This window comes from Sphingobium lactosutens DS20, assembly GCF_000445105.1.
GTDB lineage: Bacteria > Pseudomonadota > Alphaproteobacteria > Sphingomonadales > Sphingomonadaceae > Sphingobium > Sphingobium lactosutens.
On record NZ_ATDP01000088.1, the window covers coordinates 2,501 to 23,659 of the forward strand.

Here is a 21,159-nt window from a genome sequence, read left to right on the forward strand (position 1 = left end):
CGGAGCACGTGAAACTCTGTCTGAACATGGGGGGACCACCCTCCAAGCCTAAATACTCGTACATGACCGATAGCGAACCAGTACCGTGAGGGAAAGGTGAAAAGCACCCCGATGAGGGGAGTGAAACAGTACCTGAAACCGGATGCCTACAAGCAGTTGGAGGGCTCTTGAAGCCTGACAGCGTACCTCTTGCATAATGGGTCTGTGACTTAGTGTATCATGCAAGCTTAAGCCGTTAGGTGTAGGCGCAGCGAAAGCGAGTCTGAATAGGGCGACATGAGTATGATGCATTAGACCCGAAACCCGGCGATCTAGGCATGACCAGGCTGAAGGTGCGGTAACACGCACTGGAGGGCCGAACCGTTTAATGTTGAAAAATTATCGGATGAGTTGTGTTTAGGGGTGAAAGGCCAATCAAGCCGGGAAATAGCTGGTTCTCCGCGAAATCTATTGAGGTAGAGCGTCGGATGATTGCCGTTGGGGGTAGAGCACTGGATGGATGCGGGGGTCGCGAGATCTACCAATTCTAACCAAACTCCGAATACCAACGAGTCTAGTCCGGCAGACAGACGGCGGGTGCTAAGGTCCGTCGTCAAAAGGGAAACAGCCCTAACCTACAGCTAAGGTCCCCAAGTCACGTCTAAGTGGGAAAGCATGTGGGATTTCCAAAACAACCAGGAGGTTGGCTTAGAAGCAGCCATCCTTTAAAGAAAGCGTAACAGCTCACTGGTCTAAACAAGAGATCCTGCGGCGAAGATGTAACGGGGCTCAAGACGTGCACCGAAGCTTAGGGTTCAGTCCTTTGGACTGAGCAGTAGCGGAGCGTTCCGTAGGCCGTTGAAGCGGGAGGGTAACCGACCGTGGAGGTATCGGAAGTGCGAATGCAGACATGAGTAGCGATTAAGAGGGTGAGATGCCCTCTCGCCGAAATTCCAAGGGTTCCTGCTTAAAGCTAATCTGAGCAGGGTAAGCCGGCCCCTAAGACGAGCCCGAAGGGGGTAGTCGATGGGAACCACGTTAATATTCGTGGGCCTGGTGGTGTGTGACGGATGGTGTAACTTGTCAGGGCTTATTGGATTGCTCCTGGCAGGGAAATTGTCCCAGGAAATAGCCCCACCGTATAGACCGTACCCTAAACCGACACAGGTGGAATGGTAGAGTATACCAAGGCGTTTGAGAGAAGTATCCTGAAGGAACTCGGCAAATTGCCTCCGTACCTTCGGAAGAAGGAGGCCCCATCTTAAGGCAACTTTTGATGGGGGGCACAGGCCAGGGGGTAGCGACTGTTTAGCAAAAACACAGGGCTCTGCTAAGTCGGCTTCAAGACGACGTATAGGGCCTGACGCCTGCCCGGTGCCTGAAGGTTAAGAGGAGGAGTGCAAGCTCTGAATTGAAGCCCAGGTAAACGGCGGCCGTAACTATAACGGTCCTAAGGTAGCGAAATTCCTTGTCGGGTAAGTTCCGACCTGCACGAATGGCGTAACGACTTCCCCACTGTCTCCAGGATATGCTCAGCGAAATTGAATTCTCCGTGAAGATGCGGAGTACCCGCGGTTAGACGGAAAGACCCCGTGCACCTTTACTGCAGCTTCAGAGTGGCATTAGGAAAGAACTGTGTAGCATAGGTGGGAGGCTTTGAAGCGATGACGCCAGTTGTCGTGGAGCCATAGGTGAAATACCACCCTGTTGTTTTCTGATGTCTAACCTCGCACCGTCATCCGGTGCAGGGACCCTCTGTGGCGGGTAGTTTGACTGGGGCGGTCGCCTCCTAAAGAGTAACGGAGGCGCGCGATGGTGGGCTCAGGACGGTTGGAAACCGTCTGTTAGAGTGCAATGGCATAAGCCCGCCTGACTGCGAGACTGACAAGTCGAGCAGAGACGAAAGTCGGTCATAGTGATCCGGTGGTCCCTCGTGGAAGGGCCATCGCTCAACGGATAAAAGGTACGCCGGGGATAACAGGCTGATGATTCCCAAGAGCTCATATCGACGGAATCGTTTGGCACCTCGATGTCGGCTCATCACATCCTGGGGCTGGAGCAGGTCCCAAGGGTTTGGCTGTTCGCCAATTAAAGTGGTACGTGAGCTGGGTTCAGAACGTCGCGAGACAGTTTGGTCCCTATCTGCCGTGGGCGTCGAAATTTGAGAGGAGTTGACCCTAGTACGAGAGGACCGGGTTGAACATGCCTCTGGTGTACCTGTCGTCGTGCCAACGGCGCAGCAGGGTAGCTATGCATGGACGGGATAACCGCTGAAAGCATCTAAGCGGGAAGCCTCCCTCAAGATAAGATTTCATCGAGCCGTGATAGACCATCACGTTGATAGGCCGGATGTGGAAGTGCGGTAACGCATGGAGCTAACCGGTCCTAATTGCTCTGTTCGCGCTTGAAACGGTTCACACGAACCGTAGAGCCCCACCATCAACGACAGTCCTGATACACTGTCCTTGCCATGGTGGTCAGAAACATAAGCCAGATACAAGATTACCCACATGCACGGGCATCGATTAAACCCAAATCCAAACAGCGCCAGCTCCATTGCTTGGTGACCATAGCGTCAGTGACCCACCCGATCCCATCCCGAACTCGGCCGTGAAACCTGACTGCGCCGATGGTACTGTGGCTCAAGCCCCGGAAGAGTAGGGCGTCGCCAGGCATTGAAGCTCGCGCTTACGGATAAAACCCATTCACTTTGTGTGTTGGCCTCAGGCGCCGGCGGCCATATCCCCGGCCTTGGCCTTAGCGCCAATAAGGCGGAGACGCCGTCTCCGGTTCCTGTCCAACAAACCCTATGGTGACGCGGGGTGGAGCAGTCCGGTAGCTCGTCAGGCTCATAACCTGAAGGTCACAGGTTCAAATCCTGCCCCCGCAACCACTTTCGTTATAACTCCATAGAATGCGAGATATAACAATCACTTAGGCCGCCGTAAGGCGGCCTTTGCTGCTTCTGGCTCTGAGCGCGCTATACAGCCCGCGAGGGGTGACGGCATCCCATGCTGCGCCAACGCTCACTTCGCGAGCGCCAGAAGCTCGTCATCCAGTCCATAGCGAACAAGCTTCAGGCATCCGCCATTTTCTATAAGCGCCTCCCCGCGCATGGCCGGAAGGTAGAAGGGAAAAAAAGCTGGGCTGCCTAGTAATACGGTGAGCGGTGCCTTGCCTTCCGGCGTGGCGAGGAGTGCCCCTTCGAGCAGCAACGCCGTCAGCTCGCGAGTGGCGATGCCAATCGGCTCCGCCCTCTGATAGTTGCCAGCGAACCCTGTATCCTTGAGCACTCCCCAATCGACGAAGGAGCGGACCACGAAACGCGCATACCGGCTGACAGTTTGGCGGTCGCCATATTGCTCTTTCAGCCGGCTGACGATCTGCGCTTGGGTAGTCTGCGCTTGAAGGCTGAGAAGGCGCCCGGTCTGCCGCGCCGTATTGAACCAGAAAGGGTAGACGGACGAGATCATCGCCCAATGGATGGCCAGCTCTTGATCTGGGTTCTCGTGTAGCGCGCGCAGGGCCCTGTCGCGGAACGGGGTCAGTTCGACAGACGGCGACGGCCAGATCGCCATCAGGTTGTTGACCAGGAAAGTCCGCGTCCACGCGCTACGCTCGCCCGACTGAACCTGCTTGCCCGCAGCGGAGAGCGCGGCGTGCAGCTCCTGCCGGATCTCCTTCGCGCTCATCCCGGCGAGCATGAAACGCGCCGTTTTCCGCATCCATTCATACGGAATGACCTGCTTGACGCCGATCGAGTGGTGGCGGCTTCCCATCATGCCATCCGCCGCTCGAAACGGACCAAGGGCACGATGACTTCCTCGATCGCGATGCCCCCATGCCCAACGAGCGTCTCGCCTGGCGTGACGAAAGCGCCTTCGCCCTGCGCAACTAGGGGGAAGCTCTCGGCCGGCATGCCGACAGGGTTCCATTTACGGGCGAATGAGAAAGCTGCTGCTGTCTGGTCGCGGAGTTGCGGTGTCGGATAAATTCGCACCCGCTCGCCGCGGATCTCCGCGATCACACCTTCGCTTGGTCGCCCGAGTCCCTTGCATTCGATATTGCCGTGATCGGCCGTCAGCCAGACGTCGAAGCCGCGGTCGAGCAACCCACCGATCAGGGAACTGAGGAACCCGCCCTGGCACCACTGGGCCACCTGATTGTGCATGCCTGCGCTGCCAAGCTGCATGCCGTGCATGATACGATCGACCTTATCGACGACAAGACCGGCGAGCCGTGTTTTGGGAGAGATCAGAGCGGCGTCAAGCGTCTCGGCAATGTCGCCGCTCGCCGGCATGTCGCCCAAGGCCCGCTGATAGGCGATCTCGCCCCTTGAGAAACCGGCATCCTCCCACTGCTTGCGCCAGAGATTGCCTTCGGCGTTGGTCGAATGGATGGAAGCCGGGAAGTAAAGGGGCGGCCTTCCGGCGAAAATGGCTTGCCGCGAGATGGACGTGAGCGTCGGAATCCAGGCGAAGATCGCGCTCTCGTGCATGAGAAGCTCCCGATCGCGCTCCTCAAGGGCGCGGCGAACCGTAATCCACTGATCGAGCGCCAGTCCGTCCACGACGATGAGCGCCGCCCGCGCTTGTTTCGACTGCTCGAGTTCACGCGCAATGCGTCGGGCGACATGATGCACCATCGCGGGGTTGCTAGGTGGCAGGTTGATCAGGCTTGCATAGTGCCCCTCCAGCCAGCGGGCGAAGGTTTCATTCACTTCCTCGCCCAGTCGGCGATGCCGTTTCCTGACTTCTCCTCCAGCGGCGGAATGCACCAGCGCGCCCAGCTCCGCCCACCTTTGGGCAAAAGCGATCCAGTCTGTATACCGGCTATCTTCATTTGGACGTTCGGCCTCGATTAACTCGAACAGACGGTCGATGCGCGTAGCGTTGACGTCGGCGGCATCTCTGGCGATGCCGCTCTGCATCCAGCCTTGAGGCCGAGGCGCGCCTTCCGGCACACCGACCGGCTTAAGCTTCCCCTCGACGAACAGATTGTCGATGTAGACGCGAATATCGTGGTGGCCGAAGGGGAGACGATCAGGACCGGGATACGCAAGACCATATTCCGCGCCTTCTTCCCGAAAGCCGGAATTGTCATGGTGTCGCAGATACGCTGGCCAGCGCTCCTGGAGGAAGGCATAGAAGGTAGCCTCGTCCGCGACGATTGCTTCGAGCGGCCAGTTGCGGAATGTGCTTTGCGCCTTGAGAACCTGCACGAGACGAGCACTCAGTGCTGTCGGCAGAGGTGTGCTCCGGTAGTGCAACCGGAGCAGTGCCCGCAGCAGGTCGACATCTGTGGCGATCAGTTCGGCGGCCATGCCGAAAACATGGCGGAGGACGTAATCTTTCGTCGCGTTATCCCCCATTCGATCGGGCGCTGCTCTGGTCTGGGCTTCAAAGAGTGCATCCAGAAGGCTGCGGTCGAGCGATTGCAGGACAGGATAGCTGAAATGGGGAAACAGGTTGCCCAGGTCGAAGGCCAACCGCTTGCCTGCACGCAACAGGTCGTAGGGGAGCCCGTCGAAAGCAGAATCCGGCAGGCGTAGCGCAACGACAAGATCGGTGCGCTCGCCCCGGTCCCACAGTGATCGATATTGTGACTCGTAGGCATAGCGAAACTCGATAGAATCGCTGAATTCGATTAGGTCGAATCCTCGCCGCCGTAATTCCAGCGCCAGCCTCTCTTCAGTCAGCAGCGCATCCGGATCAGCCACGAGCGTCAGCCGGCTGACCTCCGGCACGAAATGTTTGAGGACCGTGTCGCGCCAACTCGTCATGGCGCGCCCTTGCCAGCGATCTGCATCAGCAGGAGCGGCCGGATCTCGGGCATGATCTGCCGCGCCCCCTCGATTTCTCGCAGCCACTCCGCCTCATCCGCATCGCAGCGCTTTAGCCGGTGCTGGCGCACTTCCGGCAGGCCTAGCCGTTCTATCGCTCGACGCCGTGCCCGCAAGGCTGTCGCGCCGCGCTCCTCCTCCCGTTCGATTGCGTGTTGATGCTCTTGGCGCAAGGCGGAGAAGACCGCTTCGCCTGCCTGCTCTGCGGCATCCATGAGGCGGTCATGGAGCGCCTGGCTCTGTTCCGCGCTCAGAACGTCTTCAATCAACAATTCCGCAGATTGAATCGAATCCCAGATGTGCCGCGCCGTGGGCAGGAACACTCTGTCCTGCGCATCGACAAAGACGCCGAGATGCCGCCGCCGCACGAGTGGTGCCCGGATAAACCGCCCACCTCCCGATAGCCCGCTTTGCACACGGATCTCAAACAAGCCGAACGCGCCACCAACGTTGGGAGGTAGGTCTCCTATAGACACCATCGGAATCGGCTGTCCCGCCGCGACCAGGGGTAAGCTAAGCGCCAGCCCGCGAATTCGGTTGTTCTCCAGAGTAAGTAAGTCGGCATCGGGCATACGCTCGGCGTCTTGAGCACTGAACACGCAGCGAGAAAGTCGCTCTCCGTCTGGCCAGGTGAGGTCCCACGCATCGCGTCTTTTCTCCGCCTTGCCGCCATGAGCGCCGAGATACCCGACGGTCATGCGTTCGAGCCAGTTCGGTAGCGGGTGAAGGCGAAGTCGTTCGGCCGACTGCATGTCCGGCTCCGCGGAAGGGCCAAGCGGAGACGACGCCTCGCGCGCTTTGCGGATTTCATTTCGAATGCGCGTGGCCGTTTCGTCGGCCGTTCGCTCGATGCTCCCGGGGTCGAGAATCGCGGCGGCAAAGGTTTCCTCGAACAGCTCACCAGCATCAGCCGAATCGAGCACATCGCCAGTCTTATCGATGCCGAATTCCTCGAAGATCACGGCGAGCTTTTGTTCCAGCACCTCTCGAACCCGGTATTCGACCGAGTCTTCGATCGCGAAATTGATTGCGCGTACCGGTCGCCTCTGGCCGATACGGTCAACGCGGCCGATCCGTTGCTCCAGTCGCATCGGGTTCCACGGAATGTCGTAATTGACAATGACATGGCAAAATTGAAGATTGAGACCTTCGCCGCCAGCATCTGTCGAAATGAGAACGCGCGCCTCATGCCGGAAGGCGTCCTGCGCCCGTTTGCGAGCGTCCATGTCCATCGAGCCGTTGAGCGTCACCACCGAAATGCCCCGCGCCTCAAGGAACTCTCTTAGCATCTCCTGTGTGGGGACGAATTCGGTGAAGATGAGCGCCTTCAGATCAGGCTCGTTCTCCTCAGCCTGAAGCCGATAGAGCCAATCAATAAGAGCCTCCGCCTTGGCGTCTGGGCCAGCCTGCTCGCAGGCGCGGGCGGCATCCAGCAATGTTCCGACATGGCTGCGTTCAAACTGATGCGCTGAGACGCGGGACAGAAGCTCATCGAGCAATTCCTGCCCGTCCATGTCGTACAGTTCTTGGATTTCAGCATCGGCGCCACTGGCCGCATCGAGCCGCAGGCTCAATTGCCGGTCACGCAGCTCGTTTCCCTTGAGAACGGCCTCCCGGCGCTCCAGTGTGGTCAAGATGGCGCGCGTGCTGGAAGTGACCAGGCGCTGCATCAGGATCATCAAAAAGCCGATATGCCGCTTCTTCTCGCGCAGAGCCCGATTATAGCCATCCCGCACATAGTCGGTGACCGCCTCGTAGAGGCGCTGTTGGGGATAGTGCCGCGTCTCCCAGGCAACTGGAGCCATCTGCGTGCGCCGCGGTTTGAAAAGCGGATTGCCTTCCGCGTCGATGGCCTTGCGTTTTTCTGTCCGGATTAAGAAGGGGGCAACACGCTCCCGCGTCACGCTTTCCAGATCCGGAAAGGCGTCGCTGTCCAGTAGGTTGATCAGACGATGGAAGGGGTCGCTTTTGCCCTGATGGGGCGTTGCCGAGAGCAGCAGCACATAGGGCGCGGCCTCGGCGAGCCCTCGTCCGAGCTTGTAGCGCGCGACAGCGTCGGTGCTGCCGCCAAGGCGATGCGCCTCATCCACCACGACGAGATCCCAGCCGGCAGTGATGATATCCTCGAAGCGGCTGCGGTTATATTCGGCGATCCGGGACGCCGACCAGCCGCGCCGCCGGTCGAGCGGCTTGACCGAGTCCAGTGAGACAATCACCTGATCGAACATCGTCCATGGGGAAACGGCGGAGCCGTCCCCAACGAGGCGCTGGATCGCCCCGATGTCTTCACCGAGAACGAGTTGGAACCGCTCATTGAAATGGCTTTCCATTTCCGCCACCCACTGAGTGGCGAGCCCCTTGGGCGCCACCACCAAGGTGCGCCGGACGAGACCGCGCAGCTTCAATTCGCGCATGACTAGACCGGCCTCGATGGTCTTGCCGAGGCCTACCTCATCGGCCAGGAGATAGCGAACGCGATCACCGGAAATGGCGCGCGACAGCGCATGGAGCTGGTGTGGAAGTGGAATGACGTTGGATTCCATCGGCGCCAGCAAGATGGGGCCATGCTCGGTGGTGGTCCCGCCTTCCAGAACCTCGGCGACCTTGGCGGCCGCCGCGACATAGGCGATGCGATGCGCTTCAATGACGGGCCGTAGTTCAGCCCCCAGCGGCTGTAGGGCGGCGCGCGACACCCGGACGACGGCGTCCTGGTTCGGCAGCCACACACGGCACACCGTCTGCCCCCACAAGGTCTGTTCCTCGATGACCTTGCAAATGCAGTTGTGAACGGTGCTGAAGAGCCATTGATCCAACACTGCTATTACTCTGGTATCGAAAAATCATTGTGGTGAACGACTGATGCCAGTTCGACCAATCCATTTGCACATTCCCAGTAGTGCAGATGAAACTCATAATCGATATCTCTTCTCTGTGCTTTGTCGTTCCCCCTCATGCGCTGAGGATCATCACCTCCCTTGCCGGTTCTCAAAGCATGAACCGCTGCCATGTTCTGGCTTTGCATGGTCTCGACAATTGCGCGCAATATCCTCGGGGAGAGCCCACCTCCTTGGTCCCGGCAGCATTCTCGACATGTCTCAAGAAAGCTGGCCCCGATCACTGGGGTCCGTGTGTCCGACCAATTAGGTTCCTGGCCCCACGCGAGGCTGGCTTTGAACAAAGCTATTTTGATGGCTAGCTCAGCCCCCGAGCTGTCACATGCCTCCGTCAGGATCGCGCCTTCATCAAGACATCTAACAAGCCCTTTGAAGTCGTCGCACACGAGGACGTCGCCCTCGAAATACTCTGGCGGCGACGGTAACTCGGGCAAATCGTCGCGCTCATGCTCAATGTCATGAATCTGCGCCCGAACCCTCACGATTGAATCCGGTGCGGAGCGGAGAATAAGTGAATGCCCCGCTATCGGCTGCCGGCAGTGCTTGCGTAGGATCGCAATCAATATGACGCAACGCGCCAGATCTGACTGCAAACCGTTATGCGTCGTCAGTTTTATGATGTCGGGGTCGGTATCAAGGGCGTCTGCCAGTACATCCTTTACTCGATAGTACGTCTCGAATGACGGAGTTAAGGTAAGCAATTTATCGATGAGTTTGGCGACCGTATTGATGTCATATTCGACTATTCCGTGATCGCCAAAAAGAGTCCTGAGCTGTTCACGCAATGGATACAGCCCGTCCGCAAAGAGCGCTTCTGAAGCTCCTTGGCTGATGTGGATGGCTACCCAGGGCTCCTCAAGTAATTTGCTCCAATCTAGCAACGTGTCGACGTAATCATGCACGACGTCGGCAGAATGGACGGGGTTTGGAACGGCGATGACGCCTGCGTCAATGGTGAGGTCGAGCATGTCAGGCATCACCCTTGTTTCGAGTGACTTTTCGTTTCAGTGCCGCAGCTTTGAGTATCTCCTCGGCTTGTTGCTGGGACTGATCAAAGAAACCCTCTGGCCAATCGGTAATGGCTCCATATTCGTTGACCTTTATCTCGCGGAACGTTGATGCAGCTCCAGGCTTTTCAACGAAGTAGATCTTCGCTTGATCGGTAAGGGCATTTCCTTCTGCGGCGGCGATCCGGAAGCGCAAGCGATCAATCAGATACTCGCTATGTGTCTCGACAATGCATTGCTTGTTGCACAGGGCCATGGAGAGGAAGAAATCGCCGAGCAGCGTCTGGACCTTCGGATGCAGGTGCAACTCTGGCTGCTCAAATACCAGCGTGGAATCCGCGTCAGCCAAAAGGCACATGACCAGGATCGGGAGCACTTGGCTAACACCGACGCCGACGTGGGTTAGGTCATGCTTTCCCTCGGAGTTGGCCAAGGCCACCTTGAGTTCGTGGCCAAGCTTGCCCATGTCCTTGCTTTCGACCGAGCTTGCGATCCCTAGGTATTGCAGCCAGTCCACGACGGCCGCCTCTAACGTCCGGGTGACGGTCCGCCTTTCAATCGAAGACGATCTGAAATGCGCCGAAGGAATATAGCGGACCCGACGGCTCTTGTGCTGCTCCAGAACCGAGGCGGTATTCTCGCCACGCAATCCAATGTCATAGGGGTCAGCGGATGGCGCCAACGGATAAAGAGGTTTTGGCGCATCACGCAATGGGCCGAGATACTTTACAGACGTGGCAAAAAGCTCGTCGATATATCTTGACGATTCCAAAATATGCCGTGGCCCGTAAGGCATAATGACTGTGGGGGTGTCAGTGGAAGAAGCGGACTTCTTCAAAGCTTCCGCAATCCTTTCCAGCAGGTCGTCGGCATCCTGCAGAGCTTGCTGAGCCTTGAGGCGCTCTTCCCTTGACAGAGAGCGCAGAATCTCTGGCCATAGGTCAAGTGGAATACCTGTATCGTCAGGCCCAAACAGAGATGCTTGCTGAGTTCGAGCCGCGATCGCCCCATCGAGGTCGATACCTTCCTTGCTAAGGATGTCCTTTAGGATTTGCAAAATGGCGCCGCTCAGCAACACGTCTCTCGTGCGCCACGGGCGCGACGTCAAAACAGAGGGACGGACAAGCCGACTGCTTTGCAATATTGCGGTGATCGCCCGAGCTTCTTCCTGAACAGGGTCGACGGTGTGAAGAATTCGCGCAGGGAGGAAGTGCCTCAAAACGCATCCGACGGGCTGAGCCGAATGGGCTTCCTCTTTCACCTCGGACATGGACATTTCGTCGAGCGTTACGTCATACGCCAATCCCGCTCGGAGATACTCGTCCGCATCCGAACTATCTTCCAGGAGGCTAATCTTTTGCGCGGAGCCGGCATGCCGGACAAAGATAGAATATTTCTGATCGACGTTGTCCTCGTCGCGCAATGTGCAGTCCAGCGCGCTGGAAAACAGCCTCGGCTGAATCTGAAATACATCGCGCTCTGGGCTTGACGGATCGGCATCAAAGGCGATTTCAAAGGAGACTTCGCGTAGCCCCATTGCTCTTCGGCCGTAGTAAACTCCCCTTCGCGTGGGGAGGGAAGGACCGCCCCATAAGGGGTAACCCTCCGCATCTGACAATGGGCGGCACGTACACTTGATAACGATCTGATCAGACTCACTGCCCGTGGATTTCAGGTCATCAAACTGCCCGAGGCTGGTGAGCGCACCATTGAGAATCACCGACCGCGAGCCGACCTTGTTCGAGAGAGTCTGCGCGACGAGTAGAACAGACTGAATGAAGGTGCTCTTGCCGCTGCTATTTGCTCCGGCAAAGATCGTCAGCGGCCCCAGAGGCAGATCGTCGCCGTCACGGATGGATTTGAAATTGGAAACCTTCCAACCGGTGATCATGCGTCACCTCCCATCCGCGTGGTCGCTTGGTCGTACCACATGAGCAGTTTCGGATCCTCTTCGAGGACGCTGGTGGGGATTTTGTCGGCCACGGCCACGATGGTGGCGTAGTCGCGGTCGGCCCATGCCTTCTTGAAGCCGACGCGGACGGCTTCAAGGCGGAAGACCTTGAGCTTCTTCTTTTCCTGCTTGTACGCGTCGAACTCCTTGAGAAGGGCCTTTTCGCGGAGCTTTTCGAGGTCACCCGCCTTGTTGGGGTCGGGCACATACCAGCGGTCGCGCGCCTTGGCACGCAACGTCGGATCATCCTTGGCGAGATTGCGCAGTTCCCTCCAGTTGGAGGAGAGATAGGCGTGAATCTGCTCAGGCACCGGGCCGTTGCCGTCATAGGGCAGGAAATTCTGTTGCAGAAGTTCAGACAGTTCCAAGGGCTTTTCGTGCTTCTGCCAGCCGCCGATCTCCCGCATGAACTGCGGATGCAGTTCCTGGAAGGTGCTGGGGCGCTTCTTGAGGAATTCCCGCAGCCACTCGCGCGCCGTCGCCTCGTCGAGCACGAACAGCTCGGGCTCATCCACTTCCTCCACAGTAAGGCGCTTCTTGTCGTACTCGACGGCTTGCTCGGGCAGGAAGTACATGCCGTCACGTATGGGGTAGCGTTGAGCAAGCCCGGCGTAGAATTCGGACGCGGACAGGGGAACGGTGACGCCGCGTAGAACGTGGAACGACACCATTCGGTCAAAGAGCCGGAAGTCGGTGCGCTCCGCGATGGTTTTGCCCCGGTTTCCGGCCTGGTCGAAGATGGGCAGGTTCTTCAAGTGCGTACTGACGAAATCCCATACGCCTTGCTCCGTTCCGGCGGAAAGCTGGAAGCGCTCTTCCAGTCCGCCGTTAGGCTTGTATGCGGAGATTACCAGATCCTGCTTCGTGGCCGTGCTGGTCACCTGCCGGTAAGAGCCCTGCTTCTTGTCGAGGGTACGGACGTCGGCGACCACGAAGCCGGCAGCCTGCAAGGCTTCCTGGATAGCATTCCATACGGCGTTACGGGAGTTGTGGAAGACGATGGTGATCCAGCGGCCGGCCTTCAAGACACGATGGTATTCGGCAAAACACTGCCGCATCAGCTCTTGATAGTCGGGCAGGGCCTTGTTCTTAGCCCGGTCCACGATGGCCTCGGCGCCGGCATTGGAGAGCACGCCGTACCACGACTCCACCAGGAAATTGAGGTCCGCGTAGTAGATGTTCTCGCCGAATGGCGGGTCGGTGAAGATATAGTCGATCGAGGCGTCCGGCAGGGAAAGCTTGGCCGTTGTCGAACAGGTAGCGATCACCGTTCCTGTTTTGCGGGCATAGGCGGCTTCGAAGGCTTTCGGCAGACGATCCGCTTTACCATCCAGTATGTACCAAGGGCTCGGCTCTGCATGTTGGGAGGCAATATAGTAGACCCCCGTGAGGTACTGATTGACCTGCGAATAGCCGGTAGGGCGATATCGATTAAGGAGCGAAGCTGTCCAAAACGCCTGTTCAACGAAGAACATCAGCATGTGGCGCATACGGACGTCCGGATGCGACTTCGCTCGCCGCCACATCGCGCCCAACGCTTGCGCAGCGCGAGGAAGGAAGAAGTGGTGAATGTGGGTGAAGCCCTTCGGTGCGATACGGGACCCGTGGTACATCTTTTCAACAGGAAAGCGCGTCGATGGGATCTCCTTCGGAAACTCCATCTCATCAATCGCCTTCAACGTCTCCAGATCCTGCGGATCGGGCGCTTTCTCAAAACGCTGTTCACCAATCTTGTAGAAAATCAGCACTGGTCGGAATGTTACGCGCCGCCACGGCGTGCCCAACTTCTTATCCGTGCCGGTTTCGAAGCGCCTTTCCAGATTCCGCTTGTTCAGCCGTGCGGAGCAGTTCGGGCAAGAAAACTCTTCAGCAACCGATTTTGAGTCTCCGTCGAGAGCTTCCTCTAGGAACACAATTTCTCCTGCGCACTCCGGGCAGGTGAAAATCTCGCTCCACACTGTAAACTCGATGCGCCCCTTGGTCTTTCCGTCGCTATGCAAGGTTTCGTACATCCACCCGAGTTCCTGCTCAACATCGGCAAGCAGGTTCTGGGCGGCGGATGCGAACGCCTTTGGGGCGAAGGGCTGGTTGTAGTTCGATGAAATGAAGGTGGCGGTAGGTGAAAGGTCGTTCAGCACGCAATGTCGTGCGCCCCATTTGGGCGCTGGGTGGCCTTCACCCTCCCATTTCTTCTCCAGTTCCGCACGATACTTGGCCGGTGCCGCGCCACACCATTGCGCCGCCACGCCCGTCTGGCCCGATCCGCTGAAGCCGTCGAGAACGATGTCGCCAGGCTCGGTGTAGTGGAGGATCGACGGCACGATGGCGAGGTGCGGCACTTTGGTGTGGTAGGAATGCGCCTTGTAGACTGGGTGCGTTTTTCCCTCGCTCACATCGGTAGCGAAGGGCTCGCGATGATAGGGCGTGTTTCCGGCACGCTTCGCCGCCTCCCATTCTTTGATGAAATCCGCAAGCCAGGGGTTCGGGCACGCCGTGTAGTATGGCGGATCGGAGAGCGCGAGGATGTCTTCGTCCGAGCCGATGGGGAAACCCTCGATTTTGCGAAACTCGGGGTCTTTCAGCTTTTCCCGAAGCTGCTCGGCGAAATATACGCGGCGCTCAGCATCATTGGCGAAGGTCATGCCAAGGCAGGCGACTGGACCGTCCTGAACGGTCAGTTCCTCATCGAACAGGCGTCCCGAACCTGGCTTGCCTGGGACTAGTTTCGACTGGAACAGCGAATCCCGGTTCATGCGTCATCCCCCCGCGTATCATCCGTTTCGTGCCGGTCTGGCTCCAGCACGATGCGCGCCTTCTGACGGTCCTTGCCCCTGAGGAGCCTGTCGAGCCAATTCTCGAAACGCGCCCGCAATTCATCGGGCGTCACGGCGCCCTGATCGCCCAGCAGCTCGTCATCCAGTTCCCTGAGGCTCGCCGTTACCCGGACCAGCCCGGAGAAAGCCTCGCGCAAAGCCTGAATGAAGCCCGGATTGAGCGGGTCAGGCAGGCTCTTAGCGGCAATGAACGCCTTGACCGCCTCGGCGTCCTCGGAGTGGAGAAGATCGAGATTGTGCCTTGTGATGGGATCCTCGAGATCGGAGAGCAATGCGGCGGTCCAACTCGCCAGCATGTCGTCGAGCTGCCGATCCATCTGCTCCAGCGTGGCGCTGCCCGTAGGCATGCTTCCCGCTTGCGGGCGAAAGCCGCAATGCGGGCAGACCGGGGAGGCGTCGAGATCGCGCTCGGTCAATGCGAAGCAACTCTTCAGATTGGCGAGGCGATTCTGGAAGTCGGTCAGTTGCTGCCTCGGCATCAGCTCGATGCCGGCAAGCCGCTGAAGCGTCTGCAGGCGCGGATCGGCAAGCAGCGCGCTTTTGCGTCTATCGTCGTTCACGCCGAGGCGTGCCCGCATGTGCATGTCCATATAGAGAGTAATGAACTCGCGCTTGAAGGGGCGGAGCACGCCCGAGAGACGCTCGAACTCTTGCGGCAGCCTCGACAGATCGGCTTCCCGGATGGTCGTCTCCAGCTCAGCCCGCGCCACACGCACGCGCTGCACCCAGTCATGGTCGGCGGGCAGAACCGTCTCGGCAAGGCTCAGCCAATGCGCCGTCGCCCCGTGCCGGGCGACGAAATCCCTCATCGCTTCCAGAGCCCCAAGCGTCCGGATCGCTTCCGCGTGCGTGCTGATGTCGCTTGCTGAATAGCGCAGGTTCTTCAGTTTGCCCGGCGAGGAGTAGGCCTGGCAGGATTCAAGGAATGCCTTGGCGTCCGCAAGCCTGTCGGCCCTTGTGGACAGGTCGCCGATATTGCGAAGATCGACGCCCCAGAAGGAAATCCCCTCCTGCAGCATTTGCTGAGCCTCGACCAAGCGGCGGACATGCTTTTGTATCTCGCTTTGCAGGCTCCTCACCGGCTCGTCCTGCCCTTGGGTCACGAGCTGAGCCATGCCGGGCGAGAGTCCCATGAGCTGGAACAGCTCCTTGAGCGCGGCGAGGTTCCATTCCTTCGGTTGCTCAAGGTGCTTGAACCGGATCAGCTCATCGACGCTCGTGCCAGCCACTGGAGCAAGGTCGGTCGCCTCGAACTTCCTGCCGGGAATAGCGAGCACGATATCCCCGGACCACACCAGACCGGCGAGCAGGACGACCGCCCATTCGGGCTCCAGCCGGCTCGCTTGCGGGTCCATATATTCCAGACCGTGGTCGTCCTTGATGATCTCGTCGCGGTTAATGACTTGTCCGTGTCCCTTGGCCCGGACTGCCTCCAGGATGGGCCGGACATAGCGGGATTTGCCGGGGTCGATGCGTTCACCATCGAGCAATCCAAGGGCGTCCAGTACGGCGACCGCCTGCTTGGTGCGGTTTTGACCAGCAATGGTGCGCAGGGCATCTTGCGCCGCTTGTGCGCGGCTGGCGCCGGTGATCAGGACCGAGAAGGCCGGATAGTCTGGCGCCTGATCGGCAAAATGCGGCGCAAGGCAGATGCCGGAAATGGTGTTGACGAGATCGCGGAAATTGACGGTCTCATGGGGTGCGAGCCCCGACAGGTCACGGATGGATCTGCCCTTCGCCCACTCGGCAAGAGCCTTGGTGCGCCCTTGCCAGGTAACCTCGAAGGCCGTGCTCATGTTCTTCTGGAGCCATTGCACCAAGGTCCTGAGGAACCCGTTGGCTTTCGCTTCATAGGTTGCTTTGGCGGGGCCGGATGCGGTCTGGGCGAGATCGAGCGCCGCCGCATAGGACTTGAGCGCCGTGAGGAAGGTGTCATCGGCGCCCGACAGATGGAAGAAGACCTCGTCGCTCTTCTTCTCATCCTTGTACCGCGGCGGATCGTAGGGCTGGAGGAAGTAGATGTAGAAATCCCGTTGCGGCACCGCTGTGGAGCGCTCGTTGGGTGCGCCAAAGAACAGGTAGCCCGTGCGCGCCGCCTTCCGCTCCTGCCAGACGAGCTCGTGCTGCCAGATTTTGTAGCCAGTCACATAGGTGACGTCCTGGCACTCCATCACGCGGCGCAGCGCTTCATAATAGTACCGATCAAGTTGGGAATCGGAAAAGCTCTCGGCCCGCTTCTCGATCAGCGCGTCAAAGTCGTCCGTCTTCTTGAGATCGAGATAATATTGTCGGTTGTCTGCATTCACGGACAGAAACTGGCCGCTGACCGTTCTGTGGATTTCGCGCAGCACCGTCTCAACATGCGTCTGCAAGTCTTTGTCGGGCTCACTGCCGCCCATCTCGGCAATCATCGGCTCGAAAAGGCAGAGACGATCGCGCAACTCCTCGGGCGTCGCGCCCATCGGCGCATAAATGTCGCCCGTTGTCAGACGATGCACTGACAGACCGTGAATGAGGCGTAGCGCCATCGGCTTGTACTGCTTGCGACCGATGGCGTTCTCGATCCGCGACTCCAGAACCTGGCTGCAATCGATAACGGCCCTGATTTCGGGGATGGCGCGGAAGGCTGCGTTGGCCTTCAGATTGGTCCAATAACTGTCGAAGGCGATCAGGCCAGGTTCGTCCATAGGCACTTGCTGGTCGAGACGCTCCTTCATGGCGAGCGAGAGCGTTTTCAGCACTTCGCGCTTTTCGACGACGGTCACCCGCTCGAAAGTGTCAATGTAGTCGGGATGCACGGGGAAGAGCCGGACGAACTCGTCCATCCGCTCGTTGAGATTGCCATAGAATTTGGCGAAGGGAGCAAGATGCTCGCGGATGCGCGCCTGCTGCTCGGCCGTCTTCTTGAGTAAGCGCTCGGCCACGACGAACTTCACATCGTTGCGGGCGATGAGCACCTGCTCGAAACGGTCCTTCACGCGCCGGATGCTGTCGGCCACGAAATTGAAGCGATGGCTGTCGAAGATGGCTTCCTGGACGCCGGCAATGAAGCGGAAGCGCAGGTCCTTGGCGCTCTCGCCGATCTCACGCAGGAAGTTCAGGTCTAGAATCAGCTCCTGGTCCTTGCGCGTGCGCAGGTAATCCAGCAGTTCGTCCACGACCAGAAGAAGCCCTTGGTCAGGGTACACCTGACCGAACTTCTCCATCATGTCCTCGAAAGCCCGCTTGTGACTGGAGATCGTGTCTGGGTCAGGGAAGATGTAATCTACGCCGAGCTTTTCGAGGTTTTCCTCCAGTTCGGCAATCAGGATGTCGCGTAGGGACATTGTGGTCGCGCCGATCTCGGTACGGATCACCTTGAAGCGCCCGGCGATCCGGCTTGCGGCATCCCGCACATCGTCGCGGTGCAGAGCGTCTTTCAGGCTTTCATCGGCAGCAAGGCCCGACACCACCGACATCAAATGCGATTTACCGGTACCGTAGTTGCCAACAACCAGCAGCCCCTTATTGTCCGCCGGTTCGTCGAACTGCAACTGGGGAATAACCAGATGAATCAATCGTTCCGCCATCTCATTCGAGATGACGTAGGTGTTCACAAGCTGACGAGCGGCATCCAGTTTGTTCGCGTCACGCAGTTGGACGACGGACTCGATGGGATCGAAGTGAATAAGGTCGCCGTATTTCACGCTTGCCGCCTTTCTTGGGGCTCATGCCCGGATGTCCCATTCATATCCACAATCAAGGCTTCAGCGCGGTCGTAGGCCCGGTACTCAGGGTGTCCGGCGTCCGCATAGGTCAGCTTGTCACCGGCTAGGCGGCCATTCCAGCTTGCCACAATGCTGCACTTTCTCGACAGGCCCTGGAGAAGGCGGAGCGGATCTTGCTTCAGGTCGCGATCGAACAAGATCTCGGTGTTGTCGAGCAACGCGACAGAGCCGGCCTTCTCGAGAACCTCGCCAAGCAGCGTCGAAAGATGCAGTACGCGCTGCCGCTCCGTTAATTCGATCAGCTTCGCAGAAAGCGTCAGATTGACATTGATCACATCGGCGCCAAGCTCCCCACCGACGGTGCGAAGGGCTGCCGTCTTGCCAGAGCCGGTTTCTCCGACTAACAGCACCAGTCGGTGATAAAGAGCCGCTGCCTCGTGGAGCGATTGCTTAATTCTGTTCTGGATCGCCTCCGGCATCTCTACCCCTTTGATTCCCTGGCGTCGGGCGAATCGCCCTTATCGGCTGCGCCGCCAGAGCGCACCCAGTCGTCCACCTCACTTTGCTTGAACATCCAGCGCCGTCCCACCCGGTGGGCAGGCATGTTGCGTTGTTCGATCCACTTGTAGATCGTCTCGTTGCTAACGTTCAGATACCCGCAGATATCCTCGACCGTCAGCCACCGCTCATCCATTGCGCTCGCCTCGCATCTTCACCGCAGAGTCTTTAGCCTTTTGGCCGGACGGCCGGAATATGTGTTTAGTCAAGCCCCTACGGACCTCAGCGAAACCAGGAGGCCTTGCCAAGATTGACCGATTGAAGCCGATTAGACCTTGTTTAGCAGGACTGGGAACGGATGTCGATTAGAATGGCGCCGTCTCAATCATCCCGCGCCGCATTGAGCAAGTGCCGGTAGCCGTGCTCGGTCATCCAACGGGCGCGCTTCATATGCGCCTCCCAGCAGCGGCGGGCGCGGTCGGGCTCCGCGTCCGAGTCGCGATGCAGGACAATGCGGGCGACCTCGCGCCAGTCGGCGCCCTCGGCCTCGGCGTCCAGCAGGCGCAGATAGGTGATGAAATGGTCCTCGTCATAGGACGTGATTTCGTCCGCCCACGACACCTCGTCGGCGATCTCGGGATCGAGTTTGGCCATGTGCCCGTCCTCCATGCCGTGCGCATCCATGGCGCCCGTTCGGGGCTGCCTCCGGGCTTCGGGTGCGAGGCGCTGCTCCGCCCATCATAATACGGAATGGCGCCGGAGGCCTGCGGGCATATGTCGATTAATGTCTCCGGTCAGGCGCAATTCCTGCGGAACAGCGACGGCGTCGTCCCCGTCATCTTGCGGAACACATCCGTGAAATGACTGTGGCTGGAAAAGCCAAGGGCGAGCGCAATGTCCGTGATCGACGCGCGGTCCGTCAGCAGCATCTCCTTTGCCTTCTGAATCCGCCGCTCGGTGATGTAGCGGCAGGGCGGCTTGCCGAACGTCGCCTTGAAGGCCTTGCCGAAATGATGTGGGCTGAGTCCCGCTTCCGCGGCAAGCGCGGCCAGTCCGATATCTTCGTCCAAATGTGCCTCGATGAAGTCGACGATCCGCCGCCGGCGCGAGGCGCCGAGACCGCCCCGGATCGACGGCGGCGGCTTGCTGTTTTCGCCATAGGTCTCGAACAAGCGCAGAGCGAGCGATGTGCCGACGAGGTCCAGGCAGAGCCCGCCGCAGCGGCTATCGTCGGTCAAGCTGCGCCTGAGGCAGGCTATCAGCTCCTCGACCGCCGGATCGCGGAGCGCCGCTCTACCTCTAATCTCGGGCACGCGCCCGTCGAAGGCGTTGCCGATTGTCCGTTCGATGAAGCTATTTTCCATGGCAATGACGAAAGACTGCTTGTCGGCCGTCCAGCCGACATGGGCGGCCCGATCGGCCGGGCTCAAATGAAAGTGTCCCGCAGCGACCGGATATTTCTCGGTGCGGCGGCTTTCAGGCAAACGGCAGATGAGGTCCAGCGGCTCGCTTTCGTGCATGAAGAGGGCGAACTGTGCCGTGACGATCTGTGTCCCGGGATTGATCGGGATATCGCACCGGCTGACGACAATGCCGTTACGGGCGATGCGCCGTGTGACGGACAATACCGGGGATGCAATTTCCGACGTGAAATCGACCAGAGTGGTTCCGGCCATAACGCAATCTCCATCGCCTGAAAATTGATATCTCGGCCGATAGCGGGTTGCCGGCCTTCAACAAGTTCCATTCCCGGCAGAGTGTGTGTTTCAAAATCGATGATCCTGTGACAACTTTGTGATGAGGGCGGCACAACTGTGGCAATCCCGGGTTTCGTTTTCTCTGCCCGAGTTCATTTGCACTTTAATTAAATTCTGTAGTTTGCAGGTCTGGCGTTGCGAATATTGTAACGATTTCCTGAAAGACGCCGCGAAAACACGGAAGCCAACCCGCGCTTCAACTATCGATAGTAATCGATGTCGTCGGCGCCCTCCCGCCAGTGAAATCGACCTGGCACGAGGCGGCTTGTCCCGCGCGTCGCGCGACGGATCGTCAAATGGCCGCGCCGCGCCCGTCATGGCCGGGTGGCCACATGGGAGGAGACAAGCCCCATGTCCAAGGAGAAGACCGTCCCCGGCATAAGTCCGCGCGCCGACTGGCGCGATCCCGAAAGCTACAAGTCCCTCATCGATCTGGACCGGGCCGGCTGGGCCTGGGAGTGGCTCAAGCGCAATCCCGACTTCGCCGCGGCTGCCGGTCGGCTGCCACAGGTGTCGCCGCCACTTCCTCCGGCCGCCGCCGAGCGCCGGCTCAAGGCCGCTCAACCCCGAATCCTCGGTATCCAAAATCCGGGGCCGTTCGAACGCTGGGGCGTCTTCTTTCACCACTGGCGTTGCCCTGCCGGCTACGGACGTCTTTTGGCTGCCCGGTTTCAATCCCTCCGTGCTCGT

11 protein-coding genes, 1 tRNA gene, 2 rRNA genes and 1 pseudogene (1 of these 15 running past the window's edge) are annotated in these 21,159 nt (G+C 59.0%); 4 read left to right on the plus strand and 11 right to left on the minus strand.

Annotated elements, in window-relative coordinates; genetic code table 11:
- The 3 genes from RLDS_RS39735 to RLDS_RS39745 form a co-directional block, all read left to right on the plus strand.
- A 23S ribosomal RNA gene (locus RLDS_RS39735) occupies window positions 1–2,388 on the plus strand (it extends 409 nt beyond the left edge of the window).
- A gap of 150 nt (window positions 2,389–2,538) precedes the next feature.
- Window positions 2,539–2,653, plus strand: a 5S ribosomal RNA gene (gene rrf / locus RLDS_RS39740).
- Window positions 2,654–2,795: 142 nt separating this feature from the next.
- A tRNA-Met gene (locus tag RLDS_RS39745) sits at window positions 2,796–2,872 on the plus strand.
- Window positions 2,873–3,005: 133 nt separating this feature from the next.
- On the opposite strand, the gene RLDS_RS39750 is transcribed toward RLDS_RS39745, so the two are convergent.
- From RLDS_RS39750 to RLDS_RS54515, 11 genes are all read right to left on the minus strand, one after another.
- Window positions 3,006–3,761, minus strand: a complete 756-nt coding sequence (locus RLDS_RS39750) for a hypothetical protein (RefSeq protein WP_236616847.1) — start codon at window positions 3,759–3,761, stop codon at window positions 3,006–3,008.
- Window positions 3,758–5,761, minus strand: coding sequence for a BREX-3 system phosphatase PglZ (gene pglZ, locus RLDS_RS39755; protein ID WP_021225972.1), 2,004 nt, complete (start codon window positions 5,759–5,761; stop codon window positions 3,758–3,760). Before pglZ ends, RLDS_RS39750 begins: the two co-directional genes overlap by 4 nt.
- The gene (locus tag RLDS_RS39760; protein WP_201767474.1) at window positions 5,758–8,376 is read right to left on the minus strand and encodes a DEAD/DEAH box helicase; all 2,619 of its coding nucleotides are present in this window, start codon (window positions 8,374–8,376) and stop codon (window positions 5,758–5,760) included. Before RLDS_RS39760 ends, pglZ begins: the two co-directional genes overlap by 4 nt.
- 266 nt (window positions 8,377–8,642) lie before the next feature.
- Complete coding sequence (locus RLDS_RS39765) at window positions 8,643–9,683, minus strand: hypothetical protein (protein ID WP_169534105.1); 1,041 nt, start codon at window positions 9,681–9,683, stop codon at window positions 8,643–8,645.
- 1 nt (window position 9,684) lies between these two features.
- Entirely contained in the window at window positions 9,685–11,613 is a 1,929-nt protein-coding gene (locus tag RLDS_RS39770; RefSeq protein WP_021225975.1) for an AAA family ATPase, read from the minus strand.
- Window positions 11,610–14,426, minus strand: a complete 2,817-nt coding sequence (locus tag RLDS_RS39775) for a DNA methyltransferase (protein ID WP_021225976.1) — start codon at window positions 14,424–14,426, stop codon at window positions 11,610–11,612. The genes RLDS_RS39770 and RLDS_RS39775 overlap by 4 nt, the downstream gene beginning before the upstream one ends.
- Complete coding sequence (locus tag RLDS_RS39780) at window positions 14,423–18,193, minus strand: DUF6079 family protein (protein ID WP_021225977.1); 3,771 nt, start codon at window positions 18,191–18,193, stop codon at window positions 14,423–14,425. Before RLDS_RS39780 ends, RLDS_RS39775 begins: the two co-directional genes overlap by 4 nt.
- Window positions 18,190–18,693 carry a BREX-3 system P-loop-containing protein BrxF gene (brxF, locus tag RLDS_RS39785; RefSeq protein WP_021225978.1) on the minus strand — a complete coding sequence of 168 codons (504 nt, stop codon included), beginning with the start codon at window positions 18,691–18,693 and terminating at the stop codon, window positions 18,190–18,192. The genes RLDS_RS39780 and brxF overlap by 4 nt, the downstream gene beginning before the upstream one ends.
- A 2-nt stretch (window positions 18,694–18,695) precedes the next feature.
- The gene (locus RLDS_RS39790; protein ID WP_021225979.1) at window positions 18,696–18,908 is read right to left on the minus strand and encodes a helix-turn-helix domain-containing protein; all 213 of its coding nucleotides are present in this window, start codon (window positions 18,906–18,908) and stop codon (window positions 18,696–18,698) included.
- Between the two features lie 185 nt (window positions 18,909–19,093).
- The gene (locus tag RLDS_RS39795) at window positions 19,094–19,366 is read right to left on the minus strand and encodes a DNA -binding domain-containing protein (RefSeq protein ID WP_031298090.1); all 273 of its coding nucleotides are present in this window, start codon (window positions 19,364–19,366) and stop codon (window positions 19,094–19,096) included.
- A 140-nt stretch (window positions 19,367–19,506) separates the two neighbouring features.
- Window positions 19,507–20,388, minus strand: a complete 882-nt coding sequence (locus tag RLDS_RS54515; protein WP_021225981.1) for a helix-turn-helix domain-containing protein — start codon at window positions 20,386–20,388, stop codon at window positions 19,507–19,509.
- Window positions 20,389–20,820: 432 nt separating this feature from the next.
- Between RLDS_RS54515 and RLDS_RS57390 the strand changes: the two are divergent.
- A pseudogene (locus RLDS_RS57390) lies at window positions 20,821–21,006 on the plus strand (transcriptional regulator domain-containing protein); the annotation flags it as partial.
- Window positions 21,007–21,159: the final 153 nt, after the last annotated feature.